The 19,827-nt window shown below is 58.5% G+C and carries 14 protein-coding genes; 5 read left to right on the forward strand and 9 right to left on the reverse strand.

What is annotated here, in order from left to right; all coding sequences use genetic code 11:
- Positions 1 to 393: 393 nt before the first annotated feature.
- Genes mfd through ACIOWE_RS27760 form a run of 3 tightly spaced genes read left to right on the forward strand, consistent with a single transcriptional unit; the run spans position 394 to position 7,122 of the window.
- Complete coding sequence (gene mfd, locus ACIOWE_RS27750) at positions 394 to 3,843, forward strand: transcription-repair coupling factor (RefSeq protein ID WP_201237461.1); 3,450 nt, start codon at positions 394 to 396, stop codon at positions 3,841 to 3,843.
- Between the two features lie 10 nt (positions 3,844 to 3,853).
- Positions 3,854 to 4,420: a CsiV family protein gene (locus ACIOWE_RS27755; protein ID WP_401398028.1), complete on the forward strand. Its 567-nt coding sequence runs from the start codon at positions 3,854 to 3,856 to the stop codon at positions 4,418 to 4,420.
- Between the two features lie 11 nt (positions 4,421 to 4,431).
- Positions 4,432 to 7,122, forward strand: a complete 2,691-nt coding sequence (locus ACIOWE_RS27760; RefSeq protein ID WP_401398030.1) for an SNF2-related protein — start codon at positions 4,432 to 4,434, stop codon at positions 7,120 to 7,122.
- 137 nt (positions 7,123 to 7,259) lie between these two features.
- Here ACIOWE_RS27760 and ACIOWE_RS27765 read toward each other — a convergent pair whose 3' ends face one another.
- The 4 genes from ACIOWE_RS27765 to ACIOWE_RS27780 all read right to left on the reverse strand — a co-directional run bounded on the left by ACIOWE_RS27765 (position 7,260) and on the right by ACIOWE_RS27780 (position 13,196).
- Entirely contained in the window at positions 7,260 to 10,553 is a 3,294-nt protein-coding gene (locus ACIOWE_RS27765; RefSeq protein ID WP_401398032.1) for an SNF2-related protein, read from the reverse strand.
- 16 nt (positions 10,554 to 10,569) lie between these two features.
- Positions 10,570 to 11,307, reverse strand: a complete 738-nt coding sequence (locus ACIOWE_RS27770; RefSeq protein ID WP_401398034.1) for an S-methyl-5'-thioinosine phosphorylase — start codon at positions 11,305 to 11,307, stop codon at positions 10,570 to 10,572.
- 12 nt (positions 11,308 to 11,319) lie between these two features.
- A complete protein-coding gene (nagZ, locus tag ACIOWE_RS27775; RefSeq protein ID WP_401398036.1) occupies positions 11,320 to 12,330 on the reverse strand; it encodes a beta-N-acetylhexosaminidase in 1,011 nt (336 codons plus the stop codon).
- A gap of 158 nt (positions 12,331 to 12,488) precedes the next feature.
- On the reverse strand, positions 12,489 to 13,196 hold the full coding sequence (locus ACIOWE_RS27780) for a TetR/AcrR family transcriptional regulator (protein ID WP_100847815.1): 708 nt from the start codon (positions 13,194 to 13,196) through the stop codon (positions 12,489 to 12,491).
- A 229-nt stretch (positions 13,197 to 13,425) separates the two neighbouring features.
- Between ACIOWE_RS27780 and lexA the strand changes: the two genes are divergently transcribed.
- Positions 13,426 to 14,034 carry a transcriptional repressor LexA gene (gene lexA, locus ACIOWE_RS27785; RefSeq protein WP_003226590.1) on the forward strand — a complete coding sequence of 203 codons (609 nt, stop codon included), beginning with the start codon at positions 13,426 to 13,428 and terminating at the stop codon, positions 14,032 to 14,034.
- Positions 14,035 to 14,044: 10 nt separating this feature from the next.
- A complete protein-coding gene (gene sulA / locus ACIOWE_RS27790; RefSeq protein ID WP_401398038.1) occupies positions 14,045 to 14,518 on the forward strand; it encodes an SOS-induced cell division inhibitor SulA in 474 nt (157 codons plus the stop codon).
- A gap of 96 nt (positions 14,519 to 14,614) precedes the next feature.
- Here sulA and ACIOWE_RS27795 read toward each other — a convergent pair whose 3' ends face one another.
- The 5 genes from ACIOWE_RS27795 to fadA form a co-directional block, all read right to left on the reverse strand.
- On the reverse strand, positions 14,615 to 14,848 hold the full coding sequence (locus ACIOWE_RS27795; protein ID WP_008082203.1) for a hypothetical protein: 234 nt from the start codon (positions 14,846 to 14,848) through the stop codon (positions 14,615 to 14,617).
- Positions 14,849 to 14,954: 106 nt separating this feature from the next.
- On the reverse strand, positions 14,955 to 15,479 hold the full coding sequence (locus tag ACIOWE_RS27800; protein WP_401398040.1) for a DUF6586 family protein: 525 nt from the start codon (positions 15,477 to 15,479) through the stop codon (positions 14,955 to 14,957).
- 144 nt (positions 15,480 to 15,623) lie between these two features.
- The gene (topA, locus tag ACIOWE_RS27805) at positions 15,624 to 18,257 is read right to left on the reverse strand and encodes a type I DNA topoisomerase (protein WP_401398042.1); all 2,634 of its coding nucleotides are present in this window, start codon (positions 18,255 to 18,257) and stop codon (positions 15,624 to 15,626) included.
- Positions 18,258 to 18,371: 114 nt separating this feature from the next.
- Positions 18,372 to 18,608: a DUF1653 domain-containing protein gene (locus tag ACIOWE_RS27810; protein WP_007910467.1), complete on the reverse strand. Its 237-nt coding sequence runs from the start codon at positions 18,606 to 18,608 to the stop codon at positions 18,372 to 18,374.
- Between the two features lie 98 nt (positions 18,609 to 18,706).
- Positions 18,707 to 19,827, reverse strand: a 1,121-nt coding sequence (gene fadA, locus ACIOWE_RS27815) for an acetyl-CoA C-acyltransferase FadA (protein WP_401398044.1), incomplete at its 5' end; no start/stop codon positions are given.

The following is a 19,827-nucleotide window of genomic DNA, read 5'->3' on the forward strand; positions in this document are numbered from 1 at the left end:
ACACTGGTCGGGCTTCTGAGTCACGGGAACCTTCCACATGTAGGGGCAGAAAAAAGGGGCTACATTATGCCGCCGAGAACCTCTTGTAGCAATGCGCGCTTGTCGCGCAATCGGTAACAAAATTCCGTCACAAAAAATAACGCCCCTCTCCAGCCCAGTAAAACCGGGGCTTCCAGCGCAGTCAATTTTTCGACAACTGTTAGACGATGTCTGTAACCCTCCGTAACACCAGCCACTTTCGGCACTACATAACCGTTAAAAAAGTGCTCGTTTTTATGGTTACCACTACATTTTGCGCAAACAGCGAATATAGACACAGTCTGCAACTGACAGGCAGCACCGGACGCCGCTACAATTACCGACTTTGTCGCAACGCCTGGAGCTCAACCTTCCGTGCCTGTTCTGCGTCTACCGCTTCTCCCTGCCGCGGCAGGTAAACAGCACTGGGGCAACTTGCCCGGTGCCGCCCTGAGCCTGGCGATTGCCGAGGCTGCCAGCGCTGCCAAGCGCTTCACCCTGCTACTGACCGCCGACAGCCAGAGTGCCGAACGGCTGGAACAGGAGCTGAGTTTCTTCGCCCCGGATTTGCCCGTTCTGCATTTCCCCGACTGGGAAACCCTGCCGTACGACCTGTTCTCGCCGCACCAGGACATCATTTCCCAGCGCATCGCCAGCCTTTATAGACTGCCGGAGCTGGAACATGGCGTGCTGGTGGTGCCGATCACCACGGCGCTGCATCGACTGGCGCCGACCAAATTCCTGCTCGGCAGCAGTCTGGTGCTGGATGTCGGCCAGAAGCTCGACGTCGAACAGATGCGCTCGCGGCTCGAAGCCAGTGGCTATCGCTACGTCGACACGGTGTATGAGCACGGCGAATTCACCGTGCGCGGTGCGCTGATCGATCTGTTCCCGATGGGCAGCAAACTGCCGTATCGCATCGACCTGTTCGACGATGAAATCGAAACCCTGCGTACTTTCGATCCGGAAAATCAGCGATCCATCGACAAGGTCGAATCGGTCAAGCTGCTGCCTGCCCGTGAATTCCCGCTGCAAAAAGATGCGGTAACCCGCTTCAAGGCGCGGTTCCGCGAGCGCTTTGACGTCGACTTCCGCCGCTGCCCGATCTTTCAGGATTTGAGCAGCGGGATTACGCCGGCCGGCATCGAGTACTACCTGCCGTTGTTCTTCGACGAAACCTCGACCCTGTTCGATTACCTGCCCCAGGACACCCAAGTGTTCTCGCTGCCGGGTATCGAGCAGGCGGCGGAAAACTTCTGGAACGATGTGCGCAATCGTTATGAAGAGCGCCGCGTCGATCCATCGCGTCCTCTATTGCCACCGGCCGAACTGTTCCTGCCGGTGGAGGACTGCTTCGCCCGCCTGAAGAGCTGGCCGCGCGTGGTCGCCAGCCAGCAGGACGTGGAAACCGGCGTCGGTCGCGAACGCTTCCCGGCACAGGCGTTGCCGAATCTGGCGATTGAAGCCAAAGCCACGCAACCACTGGCGGCACTTTCTGCATTCCTCGACGAATTCCCCGGACGCGTGCTGTTCACCGCCGAATCTGCGGGGCGTCGCGAAGTGTTGCTGGAACTGCTGGAACGCCTGAAGCTGCGACCGAAAACCGTCGACAGCTGGCCGGACTTCGTCGCGAGCAAGGATCGCCTGGCGATCACCATTGCCCCGCTCGATGAAGGCCTGATGCTGGATGACCCGGCACTGGCGCTGGTCGCGGAAAGCCCGCTGTTCGGGCAACGCGTGATGCAGCGTCGCCGTCGTGAAAAACGCGCCGACGGCAACAACGACGCGGTGATCAAGAACCTCACCGAGCTGCGTGAAGGCGCGCCGGTGGTGCACATCGACCACGGTGTCGGCCGTTACCTGGGCCTGACGATTCTGGAAATCGACAGCCAGGCCGCCGAATTCCTCACCCTCGAATACGCCGAGAACGCCAAGCTCTACGTGCCGGTGGCCAACCTGCATTTGATCGCGCGTTACACCGGCAGCGACGATGCGCTGGCCCCGCTGCACCGCCTCGGCTCGGAAACCTGGCAGAAAGCCAAGCGCAAAGCCGCTGAACAAGTGCGCGATGTCGCTGCCGAACTGCTCGACATCTATGCCCGTCGTGCGGCGCGCGAAGGTTACGCGTTTGCCGATCCGAAAGCCGATTACGCGACGTTCAGCGCCGGTTTCCCGTTCGAAGAAACGCCGGATCAGCAATCGACCATCGAAGCCGTGCGTGCAGACATGCTCGCGCCGAAACCGATGGATCGACTGGTCTGCGGCGACGTCGGTTTCGGCAAGACCGAAGTGGCCATGCGCGCAGCGTTCATTGCTGTGCACGGCGGCCGTCAGGTGGCGATTCTGGTGCCGACCACCCTGCTCGCTCAGCAGCACTACAACAGCTTCCGCGACCGTTTCGCCGACTGGCCAGTGACCGTGGAAGTGATGAGCCGCTTCAAGTCGGCCAAGGAAGTCAATGCGGCGATCGCCGATCTGGCGGAAGGCAAGATCGACATCGTCATCGGCACCCACAAGCTGCTGTCCGATGACGTCAAAATCAAAAACCTCGGGCTGGTGATCATCGACGAAGAGCACCGTTTTGGTGTGCGTCAGAAAGAACAGCTCAAGGCCCTGCGCAGCGAAGTCGACATTCTCACGCTGACTGCCACGCCGATTCCGCGCACGCTGAACATGGCGGTGTCGGGCATGCGCGACCTGTCGATTATCGCCACGCCGCCAGCGCGACGCCTGTCGGTGCGCACCTTCGTCATGGAGCAGAACAAGAGCACGGTCAAAGAAGCCCTGCTCCGTGAACTGCTGCGCGGCGGCCAGGTTTACTACCTGCACAACGATGTGAAGACCATCGAGAAATGCGCCGCCGACCTCGCCGAACTGGTGCCGGAAGCGCGGATCGGCATTGGCCACGGGCAGATGCGCGAGCGCGAACTCGAACAGGTGATGAGCGACTTCTACCACAAGCGCTTCAACGTGCTGATCGCCTCGACCATCATCGAGACCGGCATCGACGTGCCGAGCGCCAACACCATCATCATCGAGCGCGCCGACAAGTTCGGCCTGGCACAGCTGCACCAGTTGCGCGGTCGCGTGGGTCGCAGCCACCACCAGGCTTACGCTTACCTGCTGACACCGCCGCGCCAGCAAATCACCTCAGACGCGGAAAAGCGTCTGGAGGCGATCGCCAACACTCAGGATCTCGGTGCCGGTTTCGTCCTGGCGACCAACGACCTGGAAATCCGTGGCGCCGGCGAATTGCTCGGCGACGGTCAGAGCGGGCAGATTCAAGCCGTAGGCTTCACGCTGTACATGGAAATGCTTGAACGTGCGGTGAAGTCGATCCGCAAGGGTGAGCAACCGAACCTTGATCAACCGCTCGGCGGCGGCCCGGAGGTCAACCTGCGGGTGCCGGCGCTGATTCCGGAAGATTATCTGCCGGACGTTCACGCCCGCCTGATCCTGTACAAGCGCATCGCTTCGGCCACCGACGAGGAAGGTTTGAAGGACCTGCAAGTCGAGATGATCGACCGGTTCGGATTGCTGCCGGAGCCGACCAAGAATCTGGTGCGCATCACGGCCTTGAAATTGCAGGCTGAGCAGTTAGGCATCAAGAAGGTCGACGGCGGCCCGCAGGGTGGACGCATCGAGTTCGCCGCGCAGACGCCGGTCGACCCGATGACCCTGATCAAGCTGATCCAGAGCCAGCCAAAACGCTACAAATTCGAAGGCGCCACCATGTTCAAGTTCCAGGTGCCGATGGAGCGCCCGGAAGAGCGCTTTAATACTGTAGAGGCGCTGTTCGAGCGCCTCATCCCGAAAACTGCTTGAAGGACGCCGCATGCGCCTGTTTCGCTCACTGACTTTGCTACTGACTTTCGTAGCACCGATGGCGTTTGCCGATGACCTGTATCAGGTCGAAATGATTCTGGTCCGCCAGAACGCAGTTCCGGCTATTGTCAGCCGCGCTGCGCCGGAAGACTGGGCCGCCGGCGCCCAGCGCCTGGCCGATGACAGCCAGCGCACCCCGGCCCTGAACGATGTCGCCACCAAACTCACCGCCAGCGGCGAGTACAGCGTGTTGCTGCACAAGGCCTGGCAACAGACCCTTGGCGAGGCGCCGACCAAGGTTGCCGTCAGCGATGGCAAGGAACAATTCGGCCAGTTCCCGATCGAGGGCACCCTGGAAATGAAACTCGGGCGCTTCACCGACGTGAACGCCGATTTCTGGGTCAACCAGATCGACGCCAACGGCATGGTCACCGCCAGCGAGCGCCTGAAACAGGACAGCCACACCAAAAACGGTCAACTCAACTACCTCGATAACGGTCACCTGGCCCTGCTGATCAAGATCACTTCCCTGACGGCGCCCGCGCCACGGGAAGCGCCTGAAGCCATTCCGGACTGATCGAAGTCCTTATGTCCCCGCCCCTGAGTAAACCGTTGGCACCCTCCTGGGTCAGCCGATTCAAGGAACAGAGCCTGGAGCGTGGCCGCCGCTACGCGCTGGAAAACCGGGTACGCATCGCCCAGGTCGGCGATGCGACCATCACCGCCAGCTGCGAAGGCTCTGGCGGTAACGTTTACCGTCAGACGATTCACTTGCGCGAGTCAGCCAAAGGCACTTTGCTACTGGTCGACGCGGCCTGCACCTGCCCGGTTCGCACCAACTGCAAACATTGCGCAGCGGTATTGCTACAGATCCAGGAAACCCTCGACTACCCCGCCGCTGCCAAAGACGCCGAATTGCTGGAAAAACTTCAGGCCGTGCTGGAAAACCGTAGCCCGAAAGCGCCGCCACAAGTGCTGGTGGAAAACGTCCAGCCGGTACCACGCCTGTGGCTGGCCAGCGTCGAATTCAGTGCCTTCGAGCCACGCAACGGCAAAATGCAGCGCTACATTCAACATCGCGCAGCGCTGTCGTTCAGTTATCTGGACGAGTACGTCAGCGGGCAGAAGAACAGTGACATCCTGATTCGCCAGGAAACCCAGACCTTGCGGATAAAACGTCATCCGGAAGTCGAACAGTCCTACCGCGAGCAGTTACGAATCCTCGGCTTTCGTATCGCCACCCGTCAGAGCAAGGCACTGCCGGAAAGTGCCGGCGAACTCTATGAGATGGTCAACGACAGCGCCTGGCTGACGTTCACCCTCAACGACCTGCCGAAGCTGCGCACTCAAGGCTGGGAATTGCAGATCGACGAGGAATTCGGCTTTGATCTGACAGCGGTGGATGACTGGTACGCCACGGTCGAGCAAGCGCCGGAGCGCGACTGGTTTGATCTGGAACTGGGCATCATCGTCAACGGCGAGCGCTTGAGTCTGCTGCCGATCCTGCTCAATCTAATGCGTTCGCACGCGGAAATCCTCAACCCGGAACGCCTCGCACGTCGACGCGATGACGAGCTGATTCTGGTCAATATTCCGCAGCGCAACAGCGAGCACGGGCCGCTGCAAGTTGCCTTGCCGCTCGGGCGATTGAAACCGGTATTGACCACCCTCGGTGAGTTCTATCTGCAGGAACCCGGCGAGACCAGCCTGCGCCTGAGCAGGGCCGACGCCACGCGCCTCAATTCGCTGGAGGGCCTTCCGTTGCTGTGGGAGGGCGGCGAGCAGATTCGCACGTTCGCTCAGCGGCTGCGTGACATTCGTGATTTCAGCACAGAAGCGCCAGAAGGCTTGAACGCGACGCTGCGCCCTTACCAGCTCGAAGGCTTGAGCTGGATGCAATCGTTGCGACAACTGGAAGTCGGCGGGATTCTCGCAGACGACATGGGCCTGGGCAAAACCCTACAGACTCTGGCGCATATTCTCAGCGAGAAAAACGCCGGACGACTTGATCGGCCATGCATGGTAGTGATGCCCACCAGCCTGATTCCGAACTGGCTCGATGAAGCGGCGCACTTCACACCGCAACTGAAAGTGGTCGCGCTCTACGGGGCCAGCCGCAAGAAGCATTTTGACAAACTGGCCGACTTCGACCTGATCCTCACCACCTATGCCCTGCTGCCCAAGGACGTCGAACGCCTGGCACAACAGCCGCTGCACGTACTGGTGCTGGACGAAGCGCAATACATCAAGAACCCGAACAGCAAAGCGGCGCAAGCAGCCCGCGAATTGAATGCCCGTCAGCGCCTGTGCCTGAGCGGCACACCGCTGGAAAACCACCTCGGCGAATTGTGGTCACTGTTCCACTTCCTGTTGCCCGGCTGGCTCGGTGACGTGAAAAGCTTCAACGCCGATTACCGTGTACCGATCGAAAAGCGCGGCAGCGAAGTCAGACTTCAGCACCTTAACGGTCGGATAAAACCGTTTCTGCTGCGCCGCACCAAGGAACAGGTTGCGACTGAACTGCCACCCAAGACGGAAATCATCCACTGGGTCGATCTCAACGAAGCCCAGCGCGACGTATACGAAACCATGCGCCTGGCGATGGACAAAAAAGTCCGCGACGAGATCACCCGCAAAGGCGTGGCGCGCAGTCAGATCATCATTCTCGAAGCCTTGTTGAAGCTGCGCCAGGTTTGCTGTGATTTACGCCTGGTCAACGACGCCACCCTGCCCGCCCGCGGCAGCACATCGGGCAAGCTCGATAGCCTGATGGAGATGCTTGAGGAATTGTTCGAGGAAGGTCGACGGATTCTGCTGTTTTCGCAGTTCACGTCGATGCTGTCACTGATCGAAATCGAGCTGAAAAAACGCAATGTCGCCTATGCGCTGTTGACGGGCCAGACCCGTGATCGACGCACACCGGTGAAGGAATTCCAGAGCGGCACGCGTCAGATCTTTCTGATCAGCTTGAAGGCTGGCGGTGTCGGTTTGAACCTGACTGAAGCAGATACGGTGATCCACTACGACCCGTGGTGGAACCCGGCGACCGAGAATCAGGCGACTGACCGTGCGTATCGGATCGGCCAGGAGAAGCCGGTTTTCGTCTACAAGATGATTGCCCGGGGCACAGTGGAAGAGAAGATTCAGCATCTGCAGAAGGAAAAGTCCGATCTGGCGGCAGGCGTGCTGGATGGGCGCAAGGCTGGAGACTGGAAGCTGCAGAACGATGATATCGAAGCGCTGTTTGCACCGCTGCCGGATAAGCTCGACAAGCGCTGAGATCTTTTTTGTCTGTTAGATAGCTATCGCTGGCAAGCCAGCTCCCACAGGGTTATGAGTCGGACACAAAATTGTGATTTCAACTCAATACCTGTGGGGGCTGGCTTGCCAGCGAAGGGGCCATCAGATTCAGGCTATCACCCCTTGGAAACAGGCAACGGCGCAAACAGTGCCTCAATATCACTCTGCTCCAGCTTCCAGCCGCCCGTCGTTCCGCCTTCAAGCACAGCCCCGGCCAACGCAGCCTTCTCCTGCTGTAGCGCCTGTATCTTTTCCTCTACAGTGCCTCGAGCAATCAATTTGTAGACGAACACCGGGTTGTTTTGCCCGATTCGATACGCACGATCCGTCGCCTGATTCTCCACTGCGGGGTTCCACCAAGGGTCGAAGTGGATCACGGTGTCCGCTGCGGTCAGATTCAAACCAGTCCCCCCGGCCTTGAGACTGATCAGAAACAACGACACCTTGCCTCCCTGAAAATCCTTCACCGGTGTGCGCCGGTCCGTGGTGTCACCGGTCAGCAGCGAATAGGCAATGTCACGTTGCTGCAGTTCTTCCTCAATCAAGGCGAGCATTGAGGTGAACTGCGAGAACAGCAGGATCCTGCGACCTTCGCCGAGCAGCTCTTCGAGCATTTCCATCAAACTGACCAGTTTGCCACTGCCGGAGCGCAGTGCCTTCGCCGTCAGCGGCATCTTGATCAGGCGCAAGTCGCAGCAGACCTGCCGCAGCTTGAGCAAGGCATCGAGAATGATGATCTGACTGCGCGCCATGCCACTGCGGGCGATTTCGTCGCGCACTTTTTTGTCCATCGCCACGCGAACCGTTTCATAGACATCGCGCTGGCCATCGCTGAGATCAACCCAATGCACAATTTCGGTTTTCGGCGGCAGCTCGGTGGCGACCTGATCTTTCTTGCGCCGTAGCAAAAAGGGTTTTATCCGCGCCGTCAGATGCTGCATGCGTTCGACGTTGCCGTGCTTTTCAATCGGTGTGCGGTAATCACGATTGAAGGATTTGCTGTCGCCGAGCCAACCGGGCATCAAAAAGTGGAACTGCGACCAGAGCTCGCCCAAGTGGTTTTCCATTGGCGTGCCGCTCAGGCACAAACGCTGCCCGGCCTGCAGATCACGGGCAGCTTGAGCAGCTTTGCTGACGGGGTTCTTGATGTTCTGCGCCTCATCCAGAATCAGCACGCTCCACACCTGTGGTTGTAGAGCGTCAAGATCCCTTGGCAACAAGGCGTAAGTGGTCAACACGAGGTCGTACTCCGCCAGACTGGCGAAATCTTTTTGCCGACCGCTGCCATGCAACGCCAGCACTTTCAACTGCGGGGTAAAGCGCTGCACCTCATCGAGCCAATTAGGGATCAGGCTCGTGGGCATCACGGCCAATGCCGGACGATCAAGCCGCCCAGCCTGTTTTTCCGTCAGAAGATGAGCCAAGGTCTGTAGGGTTTTTCCCAAGCCCATGTCATCACCGAGAATGCCGCCAACTTCCAGCTCACGCAGGGTTTGCATCCAGTTGAGACCTTCAAGTTGATAAGGCCGCATCTGCGCGTTGAGTCCGGCCGGCGCAGCGACTTGCGTATGAGTCGATTCACGCAAGTGCCGGGCAAAATTGCGCAGACGCTCGCCGCCCTGCCACTCCAGCGACACACCTTCAAGCAAACTCAGGCGTGCGGCATCAGGAGCGCTCAAGCGTAATTTATCGCCGAGATGATTGCCCAGATACAACTCGCTCAATGTGGCCATCAGCGGCTTGACCCGACCAAAAGGCAGCGCGACTTTGCCGCTGATTGTATTGCTATAACGACCAGCGCCCAACTCGACCAACAGCAGCTCATCATCACCGCGCTGAGCGAGTTTCACTGGATCGAGAAGCAGCGGCTGAGTGCGTAATAGATGCAGAAAAATCGGCAACAGACTGTGGCGTTCGCCGTTAACGACAATGCCTAATTGCAGATCAAACCACTGCCGTCCCGACTCCTCCTCAACCTCGGCATACCAGTGATCAACCGGCTCGACGTTGAAGTGGAAATTGTTACTGACGTCGACCTGCCAGCCTGCCTCGCGCAACGCGGGAATCCCGTGCTGAGCAAAGGTGAGCCAGGCTGAATCATCGGGCAGATCAAATTTCTCCCCCGGATGATCAACGCTGCTTTTGCGAGTGGCCTTTTTGAAACCGTGTTTCTGCAATTGCTGGCGCAGGGCTTTTTCGGCGGCTGGCTGGCGTTGAATACGCAGGGTTTCGACACCCGAAAGCACCATCACCTCCGGGTTGCGATCCTGTACGGGATGACCGTCGTAAGTGAACAGCAAGGCTGCACGGTGTTCGGGTTCGTACTGCCAGCGCGTGTAGCGTTTGCCACTGGCGAGGGTCAGGTGAGCCTTTGGCAACACATCATCGACGATCCGTTCCGTGAGCTGGTGCGGCGGGGCCACTCGGGTTGCCGCACTCATCCGATGGCTGAACTGCATCGCCTGTCGCGCAGGAATTTCCGGCGCCAATGCCAAATGACAGGCGAGCTTCTCTTCGAGCTCGGTGAGCAGCGGGCCAATGTGTTGCCGCTCGCGATCCAGATAATAAAGCGGCTCCAGCGCGAGCACGGTTTCTGCCGACGCCTCATCGCTGCTCCATTGCGGGCGAAAACTGCCATTGGCTTGCTCGGCCCAGGCAAACTGCGCGCTTCTTCTTGGGCCCGCACTCAGCGGCTGCAACGCTTCAAAATCCAGAAACAGTCGCGACGTTCGCAACAGCATTTCGAGCAACTCGGCGCCACTGCTGCCGTCTAGCGGATAGCCACTGTAATAAGCATGATGGGAGTGCATGGCCACCAGCAACCGGGCAATCCGCAGATCGAGCTTGGTCAGATAACCGGGCTGACGCATCAACATGTCCGATAGCGAGAACAACGATTTAACGTCGCGCAGTTCGCCACTCTTGAGTTGGTAGACCTTGAAAATTTCTACCAGCCATTTACCTGGAACCGGCGTTGCCTTGAGTTTGTAAAAGAGCCGGGTACTGGCCGCTTGCGAGTTTTCTTCAGCAGGCTGGGTCGCCACAGGAATACTGGAAAGCCAGTGCTCCAGTGATCGACTGAGTTTAACCGGGGCATCACTTTCAGGCGTTTTGTCGGCGCGAGCCTGCAAATGAAAGAGCACCGCCGCGCTGTGCTTGCAGTTGATCTCGACCGGGCAGGAGCAAAAGCAACTCAGACCGAATTGCTCCTGCTGATCTTTAACCAGATAGATGACCTGTTGATAAACGTAATTTTCAGAACCGGCGCAGGCCGCCTCAATCATTTCGTCATCGACCAGGTGGATTTCTATCCGATCCTCAATAGCGTAATTGCGAGCCTTGGCCAAAGCATTACGGCTGAATGCCTCAGTCCACGGCAGCGAATGAAGTTGATCGATGATGATCGTCATGGCGTTTATCTGTCATTCAACCGGCCAGCACCCGCGCCAACGTCGACTTCACCTTACCCATCCCGTCATGCAACGCCTGCTCGATCTCGGCCATGGTGATCACTTCAGTGGTCTTGCCCGCTGCCGGATTCACCACCAGCGACAAACAGGCGTAGTCCAGTTCCAGTTCGCGAGCCAGCACAGCTTCCGGCATACCAGTCATGCCGACGATGTCACAACCATCACGCTCCAGACGCACGATCTCCGCGACAGTCTCCAGGCGCGGTCCTTGCGTGCAGGCGTAAACGCCCTGATCACTAAATTCACAACCTTCAGCGGCCAGCGCTGCAATCAACTGCTGACGCAACGGCTCGCTGTAGGGAAAGCTGAAGTCGATGTGCGTGACATGTTCCAGATCATCAGCGAAATAGGTGTGCTCGCGGCCGCTGGTGTAGTCGACGATCTGATGCGGAACGCAGAAATGCCCGGTGCCCATGGCCGGGTGAATCCCGCCTACAGCGTTGACCGCGATGATCGCTTCGGCGCCTGCCTGCTTCAACGCCCAGAGGTTGGCGCGGTAGTTGACCTTGTGCGGCGGGAAGCGATGCGGATGGCCGTGACGGGCGAGGAACAACACTTCCTTGCCGGCGTATTCGCCAATCTGCACTTCGGCGGAGGGTGCGCCATAAGGCGTATCAACTGCCAGCGACTGACGAATGCTCAGGCCTTCGAGTTTAGTCAGGCCGGTGCCACCGATGATTGCGTAAACCGTCATAGCGAAAAATCCTTAGTCAATCAGTTGAGCATCTTTGAGCGCGCCGATGGCGGTCAGCCAGCGCGGATCCTGACGATAGTCGGTGCTGGCGAATGCCTGACCACGCATGCGGGCGATGCGTGCGGACGGCTTGACTTTCATCCGTTGCGCGGCGCTCAGCGCCAGTTCGGCGGCGGCGCGGTCGTTGCACACCAGGCCCATGTCGCAACCGGCAGTCAGCGCTGCTTCGATGCGACTGGCGGCGTCGCCGACTACGTGAGCGCCAGCCATCGACAGGTCATCGCTGAAGATCACGCCATCAAACTGCAATTCGCCACGCAGGATGTCCTGCAACCAGCGTCGGGAGAAACCTGCCGGCTGCGAATCGACTTGCGGATAAATGACGTGAGCCGGCATGACGGCGGCCAGTTGCTTGCTGAGTCTGGCGAACGGCACGAGATCGTTGGCGCGGATCTCTTCGAGACTGCGCTCGTCGTTGGGGATGGCCACGTGGGAGTCGGCCTCGGCCCAGCCATGCCCCGGGAAATGCTTGCCGGTGGCGGCCATGCCTGCGCTGTTCATGCCGCGAATGAACGCCCCGGCGAGCAGAGCGGCACGCTCAGGATCGCCTTCAAAGGAACGGGTGCCGACCACGGCGCTGCGCTGGTAATCGAGATCAAGCACTGGTGCGAAACTCAGATCGAGTCCGACTGCCAGCACTTCGGTGGCCATGATCCAGCCACATTGTTCGGCCAGATACTCGGCATTCGGATTGTCGGCGATGGCACGCATGGCCGGCAGACGCACAAAACCCTGCCGCAGACGCTGCACGCGCCCGCCCTCCTGATCCACCGCCAGCAGCAGATCCGGACGAATTGCACGGATCGCCGCGCTCAGCTCACGCACCTGGCGTGGGTGTTCGATGTTGCGGGCAAAAATGATCAGGCCGCCCACTTCGGGCTGGCGCAACAATTGGCGATCTTCGGCCGTCAGCCAGGTACCGGCGACGTCCACCATCAACGAGCCTTGCAGGCCAGCAGTCATAGAGATTCCTTGAAAACGAAAAACCCGATCCGCACGAAATCGCCACCGAGGGCGGTGCCCGGCAGATTAGCGATTTCAATGGATAACGGGTTCAAAACGAGAGTCGGCATGGGCGGCTAGCTTAGCGGATACCAGCTGCCGCGCCCACCCGTGCGCGGTTAAACCTTGGCGGCTACCGGCGTTGATTTACTGCGGGGACGCAGTTGCGCAGTCGCCATGGCCGCATCGGTAACACCGGTTTCGGCGCGCATGCCCGCAGCGAGGAACGGCACCATCAGGCGCATGACCTGCTCGATGGAGGTGTTGACGCCGAAATCGGTCTCGGCAATTGCGCGCAAGGCCTTGATGCCGGACATGCTGAACGCCGCAGCGCCAAGCATGAAATGCACGCGCCAGAATAATTCGATCGGTGGAATGCGTGGCGCCGCTTCGTTGACCAGCAGCATGTAGCGACGGAACACCTTGCCGTACATGTCTTCAAGATAACGACGCAAATGGCCTTGGCTCTGGCTGAACGCAAGACCGAGCAAACGCATGAAAATCGACAGGTCGTTACCACTGCGCGGCTGAACCACCAGCGCCTGCTCGACGAGGATTTCCAGCAGCTCTTCGAGCGTGGGTTTGTTTTCAGGCTTGGCCTGTCGGCGCTCCAGCTCTTTATCGAGACTGGTACAGAAAGGCCCGAGAAAGCGCGAGAACACGGCCTGAATCAGCGCTTTCTTGGAGCCGAAATGATAGTTGACTGCTGCCAGGTTGACGCCAGCCTTGCTGGTGATCAAACGCAATGAGGTTTCAGCGAAACCTTTCTCCGCGAACAATTGCTCGGCAGCATCAAGAATGCGTTCAACGGTTTCCGACTGGGCCATGGCTACTCCGCCTGACAAACACTTGTTTGAAACATACGTTTCAGCCTGTGCATTGTCAAGCCTGCCGGTTCGTTTTGGGAATGGTCGGTCAGCTATTTAACCACACAAGACCCACGTATTAATAAGACAGCCCGTCGACCGTCCGGCGGCGTGCAAAAAAACGGGCATTGCCAAGACCGCTTCACTGTATATAATCCCAGTCACTGTATAAAAAGACAGAGCGATCATTATGCTAAAGCTGACGCCACGCCAAGCCGAGATTCTGGCCTTTATCAAACGTTGCCTCGAAGACAACGGCTACCCGCCAACCCGCGCGGAAATTGCTCAGGAACTGGGTTTCAAGTCGCCCAACGCGGCGGAAGAACACCTCAAGGCGCTGGCCCGCAAGGGCGCCATCGAAATGACCCCTGGCGCTTCTCGCGGCATTCGCATTCCGGGCTTCGAAGCCAAGGCCGACGACTCTACCCTGCCAATCATCGGACGGGTCGCTGCCGGTGCACCGATTCTCGCCCAGCAGCACATCGAGGAATCCTGCAACATCAACCCAGCGTTCTTCCACCCTCGCGCCGACTACCTGCTGCGCGTACACGGCATGAGTATGAAGGACATCGGTATTTTTGACGGTGACCTGCTCGCTGTCCATACCACTCGCGAAGCACGTAATGGTCAGGTCGTCGTCGCCCGCATCGGCGATGAAGTGACCGTCAAACGCTTCAAGCGTGAAGGCAGCAAAGTCTGGCTGATTGCCGAAAACCCTGAGTTCGCCCCTATCGAAGTCGACCTGAAAGATCAGGAACTGGTGATCGAAGGCTTGAGTGTCGGCGTAATCCGCCGCTAAAGGAGGCTTTATGCAGTTCCCACACACACCTCAGCAAACACAACTGCCTTTATTCGAAGCGTTTCTGGCGCAACCGATGGCACCGATCCTGAAAGAAGTGGTCGAACGCCCCTGGAATGCCGAACCCGAAGTATTCAGTGAGCTGTCACTGCGCGGTACGGCCGGGAACTGCCTGAACCTGCTGGCGCCGATCCTTCGCGAATTGAGCGACGATCAGGATGCACGCTGGCTGACACTGATCGCGCCACCTGCCAGCCTCACCCAATCATGGCTGCGGGATGCCGGCCTTAACCGCGAACGCATTTTGTTGCTGCAACCACGAGGCACTCAAAGTGCTCAGCAACTCGCTTGCGAAGCCTTGCGCCTGGGTCGCAGTCACACAGTGGTCACCTGGCTTAACCCGCTGAACACAGGTTCACGGCAACAACTGATCAGCGCTGCACGCATGGGCGACGCTCAAAGTCTGAACATTCGATTGGGTTGATTACAAGTTAAGCGCGCTGTGTGAAGCGCAGGGCTTCTCCAAGGACAGAGAAGCCGATCTGAAGCGGTATCGACAAGAACCTGAAGCAGCCGGGAATCAGTGAAGAACCCGCGGCCCCTCTTCTTTATCAAACTCACCCTCGATCATCCGGCCTGCCATCTGCACGCCGACGCTCAACATCGCCTTGGCGATTTCCACGTGCTGGCCCTGCAGGAATGTCTTGGCATCCTCGGAGAAATCCAGAGTCACCAGAGAACCCTCGTCCTCAGCCCTGCGCAGTTCGATTCGGCCGTCGGGTAACTCGACAATTTCTAGAAAGGACGTTGGCATATAGGTCTGTTCTCCACGAAAGGCAGGGATTATATAGACATCATTCAGGCTTCGCTCGGGATCTTGACCAGCAGCATGTTTCAGATTGCCACCGCGTCAATCACCGTCAGCACTCGTTCAGACCTTCGCGAAAACGAATGGCCAGGCCTTTGAGATTCTGCCGCCAACTCTCCAGTTCTTCACGACTCAACTCTTCGGGCGCCTCTTCTTCATCCAGATTGACTGCCTGAATCAACGGCTGCGTCACGTCGCCCTTGGGCTTGTGAGGCACCCTTGGTGGCTGGAACATTGCCGAGTGTGCCGCCAGCAGTTTTGCCAACCAGGTTTCCGGATTGCCCGCCAACTCAACCATTTCAGCGAGCTCGGGAATCGCGATGGACTCCAGCACTTCGCGGGTCAGCAGCATTTCTGCCCGAGGCGCATTGGCCTGCGGCAGACGGTAAAACCCGGCGATCTCATGGCACAGCCCAAGCAATGCGCCGTATAGATGAAACAACGCCGATTCGCGCCCAGCCTGAATCAGCGCCAACGAATTCATCGCCCGCCCCTCTTCGGCGCGAGCAAGAGCTTCCAGCGACAGACCGGCGAAATAGATTTTCTGATTGGTGCGGGTATAGAGTTCGTGCGCCATGCCGGCAGTCTCCACAGCGAAATAATTGCGTCACACAGACCCGACAGTGTCATGGATCAGCCGATCCCACCGCAAGCACAAAACAAAAAGGCCGCATGAAAACCCGAAGGTTCTCATGCGGCCTTTTCATTGAAGGACTAACGCTTACTCGGCCTTGGCCTTCGCACTGCGCTTGTCTTCAACGGTCCATTTACCACCATCGTAGTACGCCTTCCAGCCAGTAGGCTTACCGTCGACTTCGGTCTGCACGTACTGCTCCTTGGTCTTGCGGCTGTAGCGGATCACCGCTGGCAAACCATCAGGATCCTTCTGCGGCGCATCACACAGGAAGTGATACTTCGGATCGATCTCATCCTTGTGCGGCAGAATCTCGATCACCAGCGGAGCACGGGTCTCGCGGTTTTTCGGGAACTGACTGGCCGCCAGGAACAGGCCGGACGCACCGTCACGCAGAATGTAGGTGTCGTTGACCTTTTCGCATTTCAGCTCAGGCATCTTCACCGGATCCATCTTCGGCGGCGCCGCATCACCGCTCTTCAGCAGTTTGCGGGTGTTTTTGCACGTCGGATTGGTGCAACCGAAGAACTTGCCGAAACGGCCAGTCTTGAGCTGCATCTCGCTGCCGCACTTGTCGCACTCCAGGCTTGGACCTTCGTAGCCCTTGATGCGATAACTGCCCTCTTCGATTTCGTAGCCGGCGCAATCCGGGTTGTTACCGCAGATGTGCAGCTTGCGCTTCTCGTCGAGCAGGTAAGCGTCCATCGCCGTGCTGCAGATCGGGCAGCGATGCTTGCCACGCAGTACCAGCGATTCCGACTCACCTTCGTCGTCCGCAGCGATTTCGTCGCCCGGCACCAGATTGACGGTGGCCTTGCAACGCTCTTTCGGCGGCAGGCTGTAGCCCGAGCAACCGAGGAACACGCCGGTCGAAGCAGTACGGATCTGCATCGGACGACCGCAAGTGGTGCATGGAATATCGGTCATGACCGGCTGGTTGGCACGCATGCCGTTTTCCGGATTCTCGGCTACTTCGAGTTTCTTTTTGAAGTCGCCATAAAACTCGTCCAGCACGTTTTTCCAGTCACGCTCGCCTTGAGCAACGTCATCGAGATTCTCTTCCATGCCGGCGGTGAAGCCGTAGTCCATGAGGTTCGAGAAGCTCTCCGACAGACGCTCGGTAACGATGTCGCCCATCTTTTCCGAGTAGAAACGACGGTTGTGCAGGGTCACGTAGCCGCGATCCTGAATAGTCGAAATGATCGCTGCATAGGTCGAAGGACGACCGATACCACGCTTTTCCATCTCTTTAACCAGGCTGGCTTCCGAGTAACGGGCCGGCGGTTTGGTGAAGTGCTGGGACGGATCAAGCTTGATCAGTTTCATCACGTCGCCCTGTGCCATGTCCGGCAGAACGTCGTCATCGCCCGGCTTGGCAATCTGCGGCATCACGCGAGTGTAACCGTCGAACTTGAGGATACGGCCCTTGGCACGCAGCTCGAAGTCACCGGCACCGACGCTGACCGTGGTCGACAGGTATTGCGCTGGCAGCATCTGGCACGCCAGGAACTGGCGCCAGATCAGCTCGTAGAGGCGCTCTGCATCACGCTCCATGCCCGCCAGCTTGCTCGGAATGGTGTTGGCGTCGGACGGACGAATCGCTTCGTGAGCCTCTTGTGCGCCTTCCTTGCTGCTGTAGACGTTCGGCGTCTCCGGCAGGTACTTCTTGCCGAATTCATCTTCGATGTAAGCACGTGCCATCGTCACGGCATCGGCCGAGAGGTTGGTCGAGTCGGTACGCATATAAGTGATGTAGCCGGCTTCGTACAGACGCTGGGCCATCATCATGGTTTTCTTCACGCCGAAGCCCAGGCGGTTGCTCGCGGCCTGCTGCAAAGTGGACGTGATGAACGGCGCCGACGGTTTGCTGCTGGTCGGCTTGTCTTCGCGCTTGACGATGCTGTAGCTGGAAGCCTTGAGCTTCTCCAGCGCGGCCATGGCCTGAGCTTCGTTCAGCGGCTTGAAGGCTTCGCCTTTCTCGCGAGCGACTTCGAAACGGACGGTCGAGCCTTTGGTGGTGCCGAGATCGGCATGAACTTCCCAGTATTCTTCCGGGTTGAACGCACGAATCTCGCGCTCACGCTCGACCACCAGTTTCACGGCAACCGACTGCACGCGACCGGCGGACAGGCCACGGGCGATCTTCGCCCACAGCAGCGGCGAAACCATGTAACCCACAACGCGGTCGAGGAAGCGACGCGCCTGCTGAGCGTTGACACGATCGATGTCCAGCTCGCCCGGCTGGGAGAACGCTTCCTGAATCGCCTTCTTGGTAATTTCGTTGAACACCACGCGCTTGTAGCGGCTGTCATCACCACCGATGGCTTCGCGCAGGTGCCAGGCAATGGCTTCCCCCTCGCGATCCAAGTCGGTTGCGAGATAGATGGTGTCAGCATCTTTGGCGAGCCGGCGCAGCTCTTCGATGACCTTCTCTTTGCCCGGGAGGATCTCGTACTTGGCTTTCCAGCCATGTTCGGGATCGACACCCATACGCGAGACGAGCTGCTTGCGCGCTTTCTCTTTCGGCGAGAGCACCGGACCTTCGCCCGCAGCAGCCTTGCCGCGCTTGGCGGCTGGCTCTTTGCTGGCGCTAGCCGAACCGCTGGTGGGCAGGTCTCGGATATGGCCGATACTCGACTTCACCACGTATTGGTTACCCAGATACTTGTTGATGGTCTTGGCCTTAGCCGGGGATTCCACAATGACCAGCGATTTGCCCATGGATCAGAAAATTCCTGAATTCTAGAAGTGAAAGGCGGTTGGCGCCTGACGCGGCACCGCTATATATAGTTGATACAAGGTGAGGTCAAGCACAGGGTTCTCTGCGCACTTGCCTCATGCCTTGGAAAAAAGGCTCGGTTCGGCTTGCACCAAAGCAAAGCGTGGCACTTGCTCGCCGTCAACCTCGACCGACTCGAGAAACATGCTCAGAGGACGTACCCAAAAGCCGTAATCGCCATACAGGGCTTGGTAAAAGACCACTTCTTCTTCGGTCTCGGAATGCCGCGCAACACTGAATACGCGGTACTGCGGACCTTTGTAATGTTGGTAGAGCCCTGGTTGTATCGGCATGCTTCGGCCCTCACTCAAATTTTTTCAAAATAAAAACAAAATAAATCCACAAAAACAAAAACCGGGGCACTTGGCCCCGGCTTCCATCGACGAGACGCTTAAACGCGTTCGAAGACGGTGGAGATGCCTTGGCCGAGACCAATGCACATAGTGGCCACCCCGAAGGTGCCGCTATTCTGCTTCATCACGTTCAGCAAAGTGCCGGAAATACGGGCACCGGAGCAACCGAACGGGTGACCCAGGGCGATCGCGCCGCCGTGCAGGTTAACCTTCTCGTTCATCTTGTCGAGAACTTTCAGATCTTTCAGCACTGGCAAAGCCTGTGCAGCGAAAGCTTCGTTGAGCTCGAAGAAGTCGATATCGTTGATACCCAGACCCGCACGCTTCAGCGCTTTCTGCGTGGCCGGAACTGGACCATAGCCCATGATTGCCGGATCCACACCCGCCACTGCCATCGAACGGATCACTGCCATTGGCTGGATACCCAGATCCTGAGCACGCTGCGCCGACATCACGATCATGCACGAAGCACCATCAGTGATCTGCGAGGAAGTACCGGCAGTCACGGTGCCGCCCTTTGGATTGAAGGCAGGCTTGAGGGCCGCCAGACTTTCCAGGGTGGTTTCCGGACGAATGGTTTCGTCATAGTCGAACAGTTTCAGGAAACCGTTCTCGTCGTAGCCCTGCATCGGGATGATTTCGTCTTTGAACTTGCCTTCCACAGTTGCCTTGTGGGCCAACTGGTGGGAGCGCACGCCGAAAGAGTCCTGTTGTTCGCGAGTGATGCCGTGCATTTTGCCCAGCATTTCAGCGGTCAGGCCCATCATGCCCGAGGCTTTCGCCGCATACAGCGACATGTGCGGGTTCGGATCGACACCGTGCATCATGCTCACGTGGCCCATATGCTCGACGCCGCCAACCACGAATACGTCACCGTTGCCAGTCATGATCGCTTGCGCAGCAGTGTGCAACGCGCTCATCGACGAGCCACACAGACGGCTGACGGTCTGGCCGGCCGAAGTGTGCGGGATCTGGGTCATCAGCGACGCCATGCGCGCGATGTTCCAGCCCTGCTCCAAGGTCTGGTTGACGCAGCCCCAGATCACGTCCTCGACTTCGGCAGGATCGACCTTGCTGTTGCGTTCCAGCAATTTGCTGATCAGGTGCGCCGACATGTCTTCGGCGCGGGTGTTGCGGTGCATGCCGCCCTTGGAGCGGC

The sequence above is a fragment of the Pseudomonas sp. NPDC087598 genome, from assembly GCF_044743525.1.
GTDB lineage: Bacteria > Pseudomonadota > Gammaproteobacteria > Pseudomonadales > Pseudomonadaceae > Aquipseudomonas.

What these genes read in the sequence shown, in the direction of transcription:
- ACIOWE_RS27755 (WP_401398028.1), top strand. Translation starts at nt 3,854, where the DNA reads ATGCGCCTGTTTCGCTCACTGACTTTGCTACTGACTTTCGTAGCACCG.
- ACIOWE_RS27760 (WP_401398030.1), top strand. Translation starts at nt 4,432, where the DNA reads ATGTCCCCGCCCCTGAGTAAACCGTTGGCACCCTCCTGGGTCAGCCGA.
- ACIOWE_RS27765 (WP_401398032.1), bottom strand. Translation starts at nt 10,553, where the DNA reads ATGACGATCATCATCGATCAACTTCATTCGCTGCCGTGGACTGAGGCA.
- ACIOWE_RS27770 (WP_401398034.1), bottom strand. Translation starts at nt 11,307, where the DNA reads ATGACGGTTTACGCAATCATCGGTGGCACCGGCCTGACTAAACTCGAA.
- nagZ (WP_401398036.1), bottom strand. Translation starts at nt 12,330, where the DNA reads ATGACTGCTGGCCTGCAAGGCTCGTTGATGGTGGACGTCGCCGGTACC.
- ACIOWE_RS27780 (WP_100847815.1), bottom strand. Translation starts at nt 13,196, where the DNA reads ATGGCCCAGTCGGAAACCGTTGAACGCATTCTTGATGCTGCCGAGCAA.
- lexA (WP_003226590.1), top strand. Translation starts at nt 13,426, where the DNA reads ATGCTAAAGCTGACGCCACGCCAAGCCGAGATTCTGGCCTTTATCAAA.
- sulA (WP_401398038.1), top strand. Translation starts at nt 14,045, where the DNA reads ATGCAGTTCCCACACACACCTCAGCAAACACAACTGCCTTTATTCGAA.
- ACIOWE_RS27795 (WP_008082203.1), bottom strand. Translation starts at nt 14,848, where the DNA reads ATGCCAACGTCCTTTCTAGAAATTGTCGAGTTACCCGACGGCCGAATC.
- ACIOWE_RS27800 (WP_401398040.1), bottom strand. Translation starts at nt 15,479, where the DNA reads ATGGCGCACGAACTCTATACCCGCACCAATCAGAAAATCTATTTCGCC.
- topA (WP_401398042.1), bottom strand. Translation starts at nt 18,257, where the DNA reads ATGGGCAAATCGCTGGTCATTGTGGAATCCCCGGCTAAGGCCAAGACC.
- ACIOWE_RS27810 (WP_007910467.1), bottom strand. Translation starts at nt 18,608, where the DNA reads ATGCCGATACAACCAGGGCTCTACCAACATTACAAAGGTCCGCAGTAC.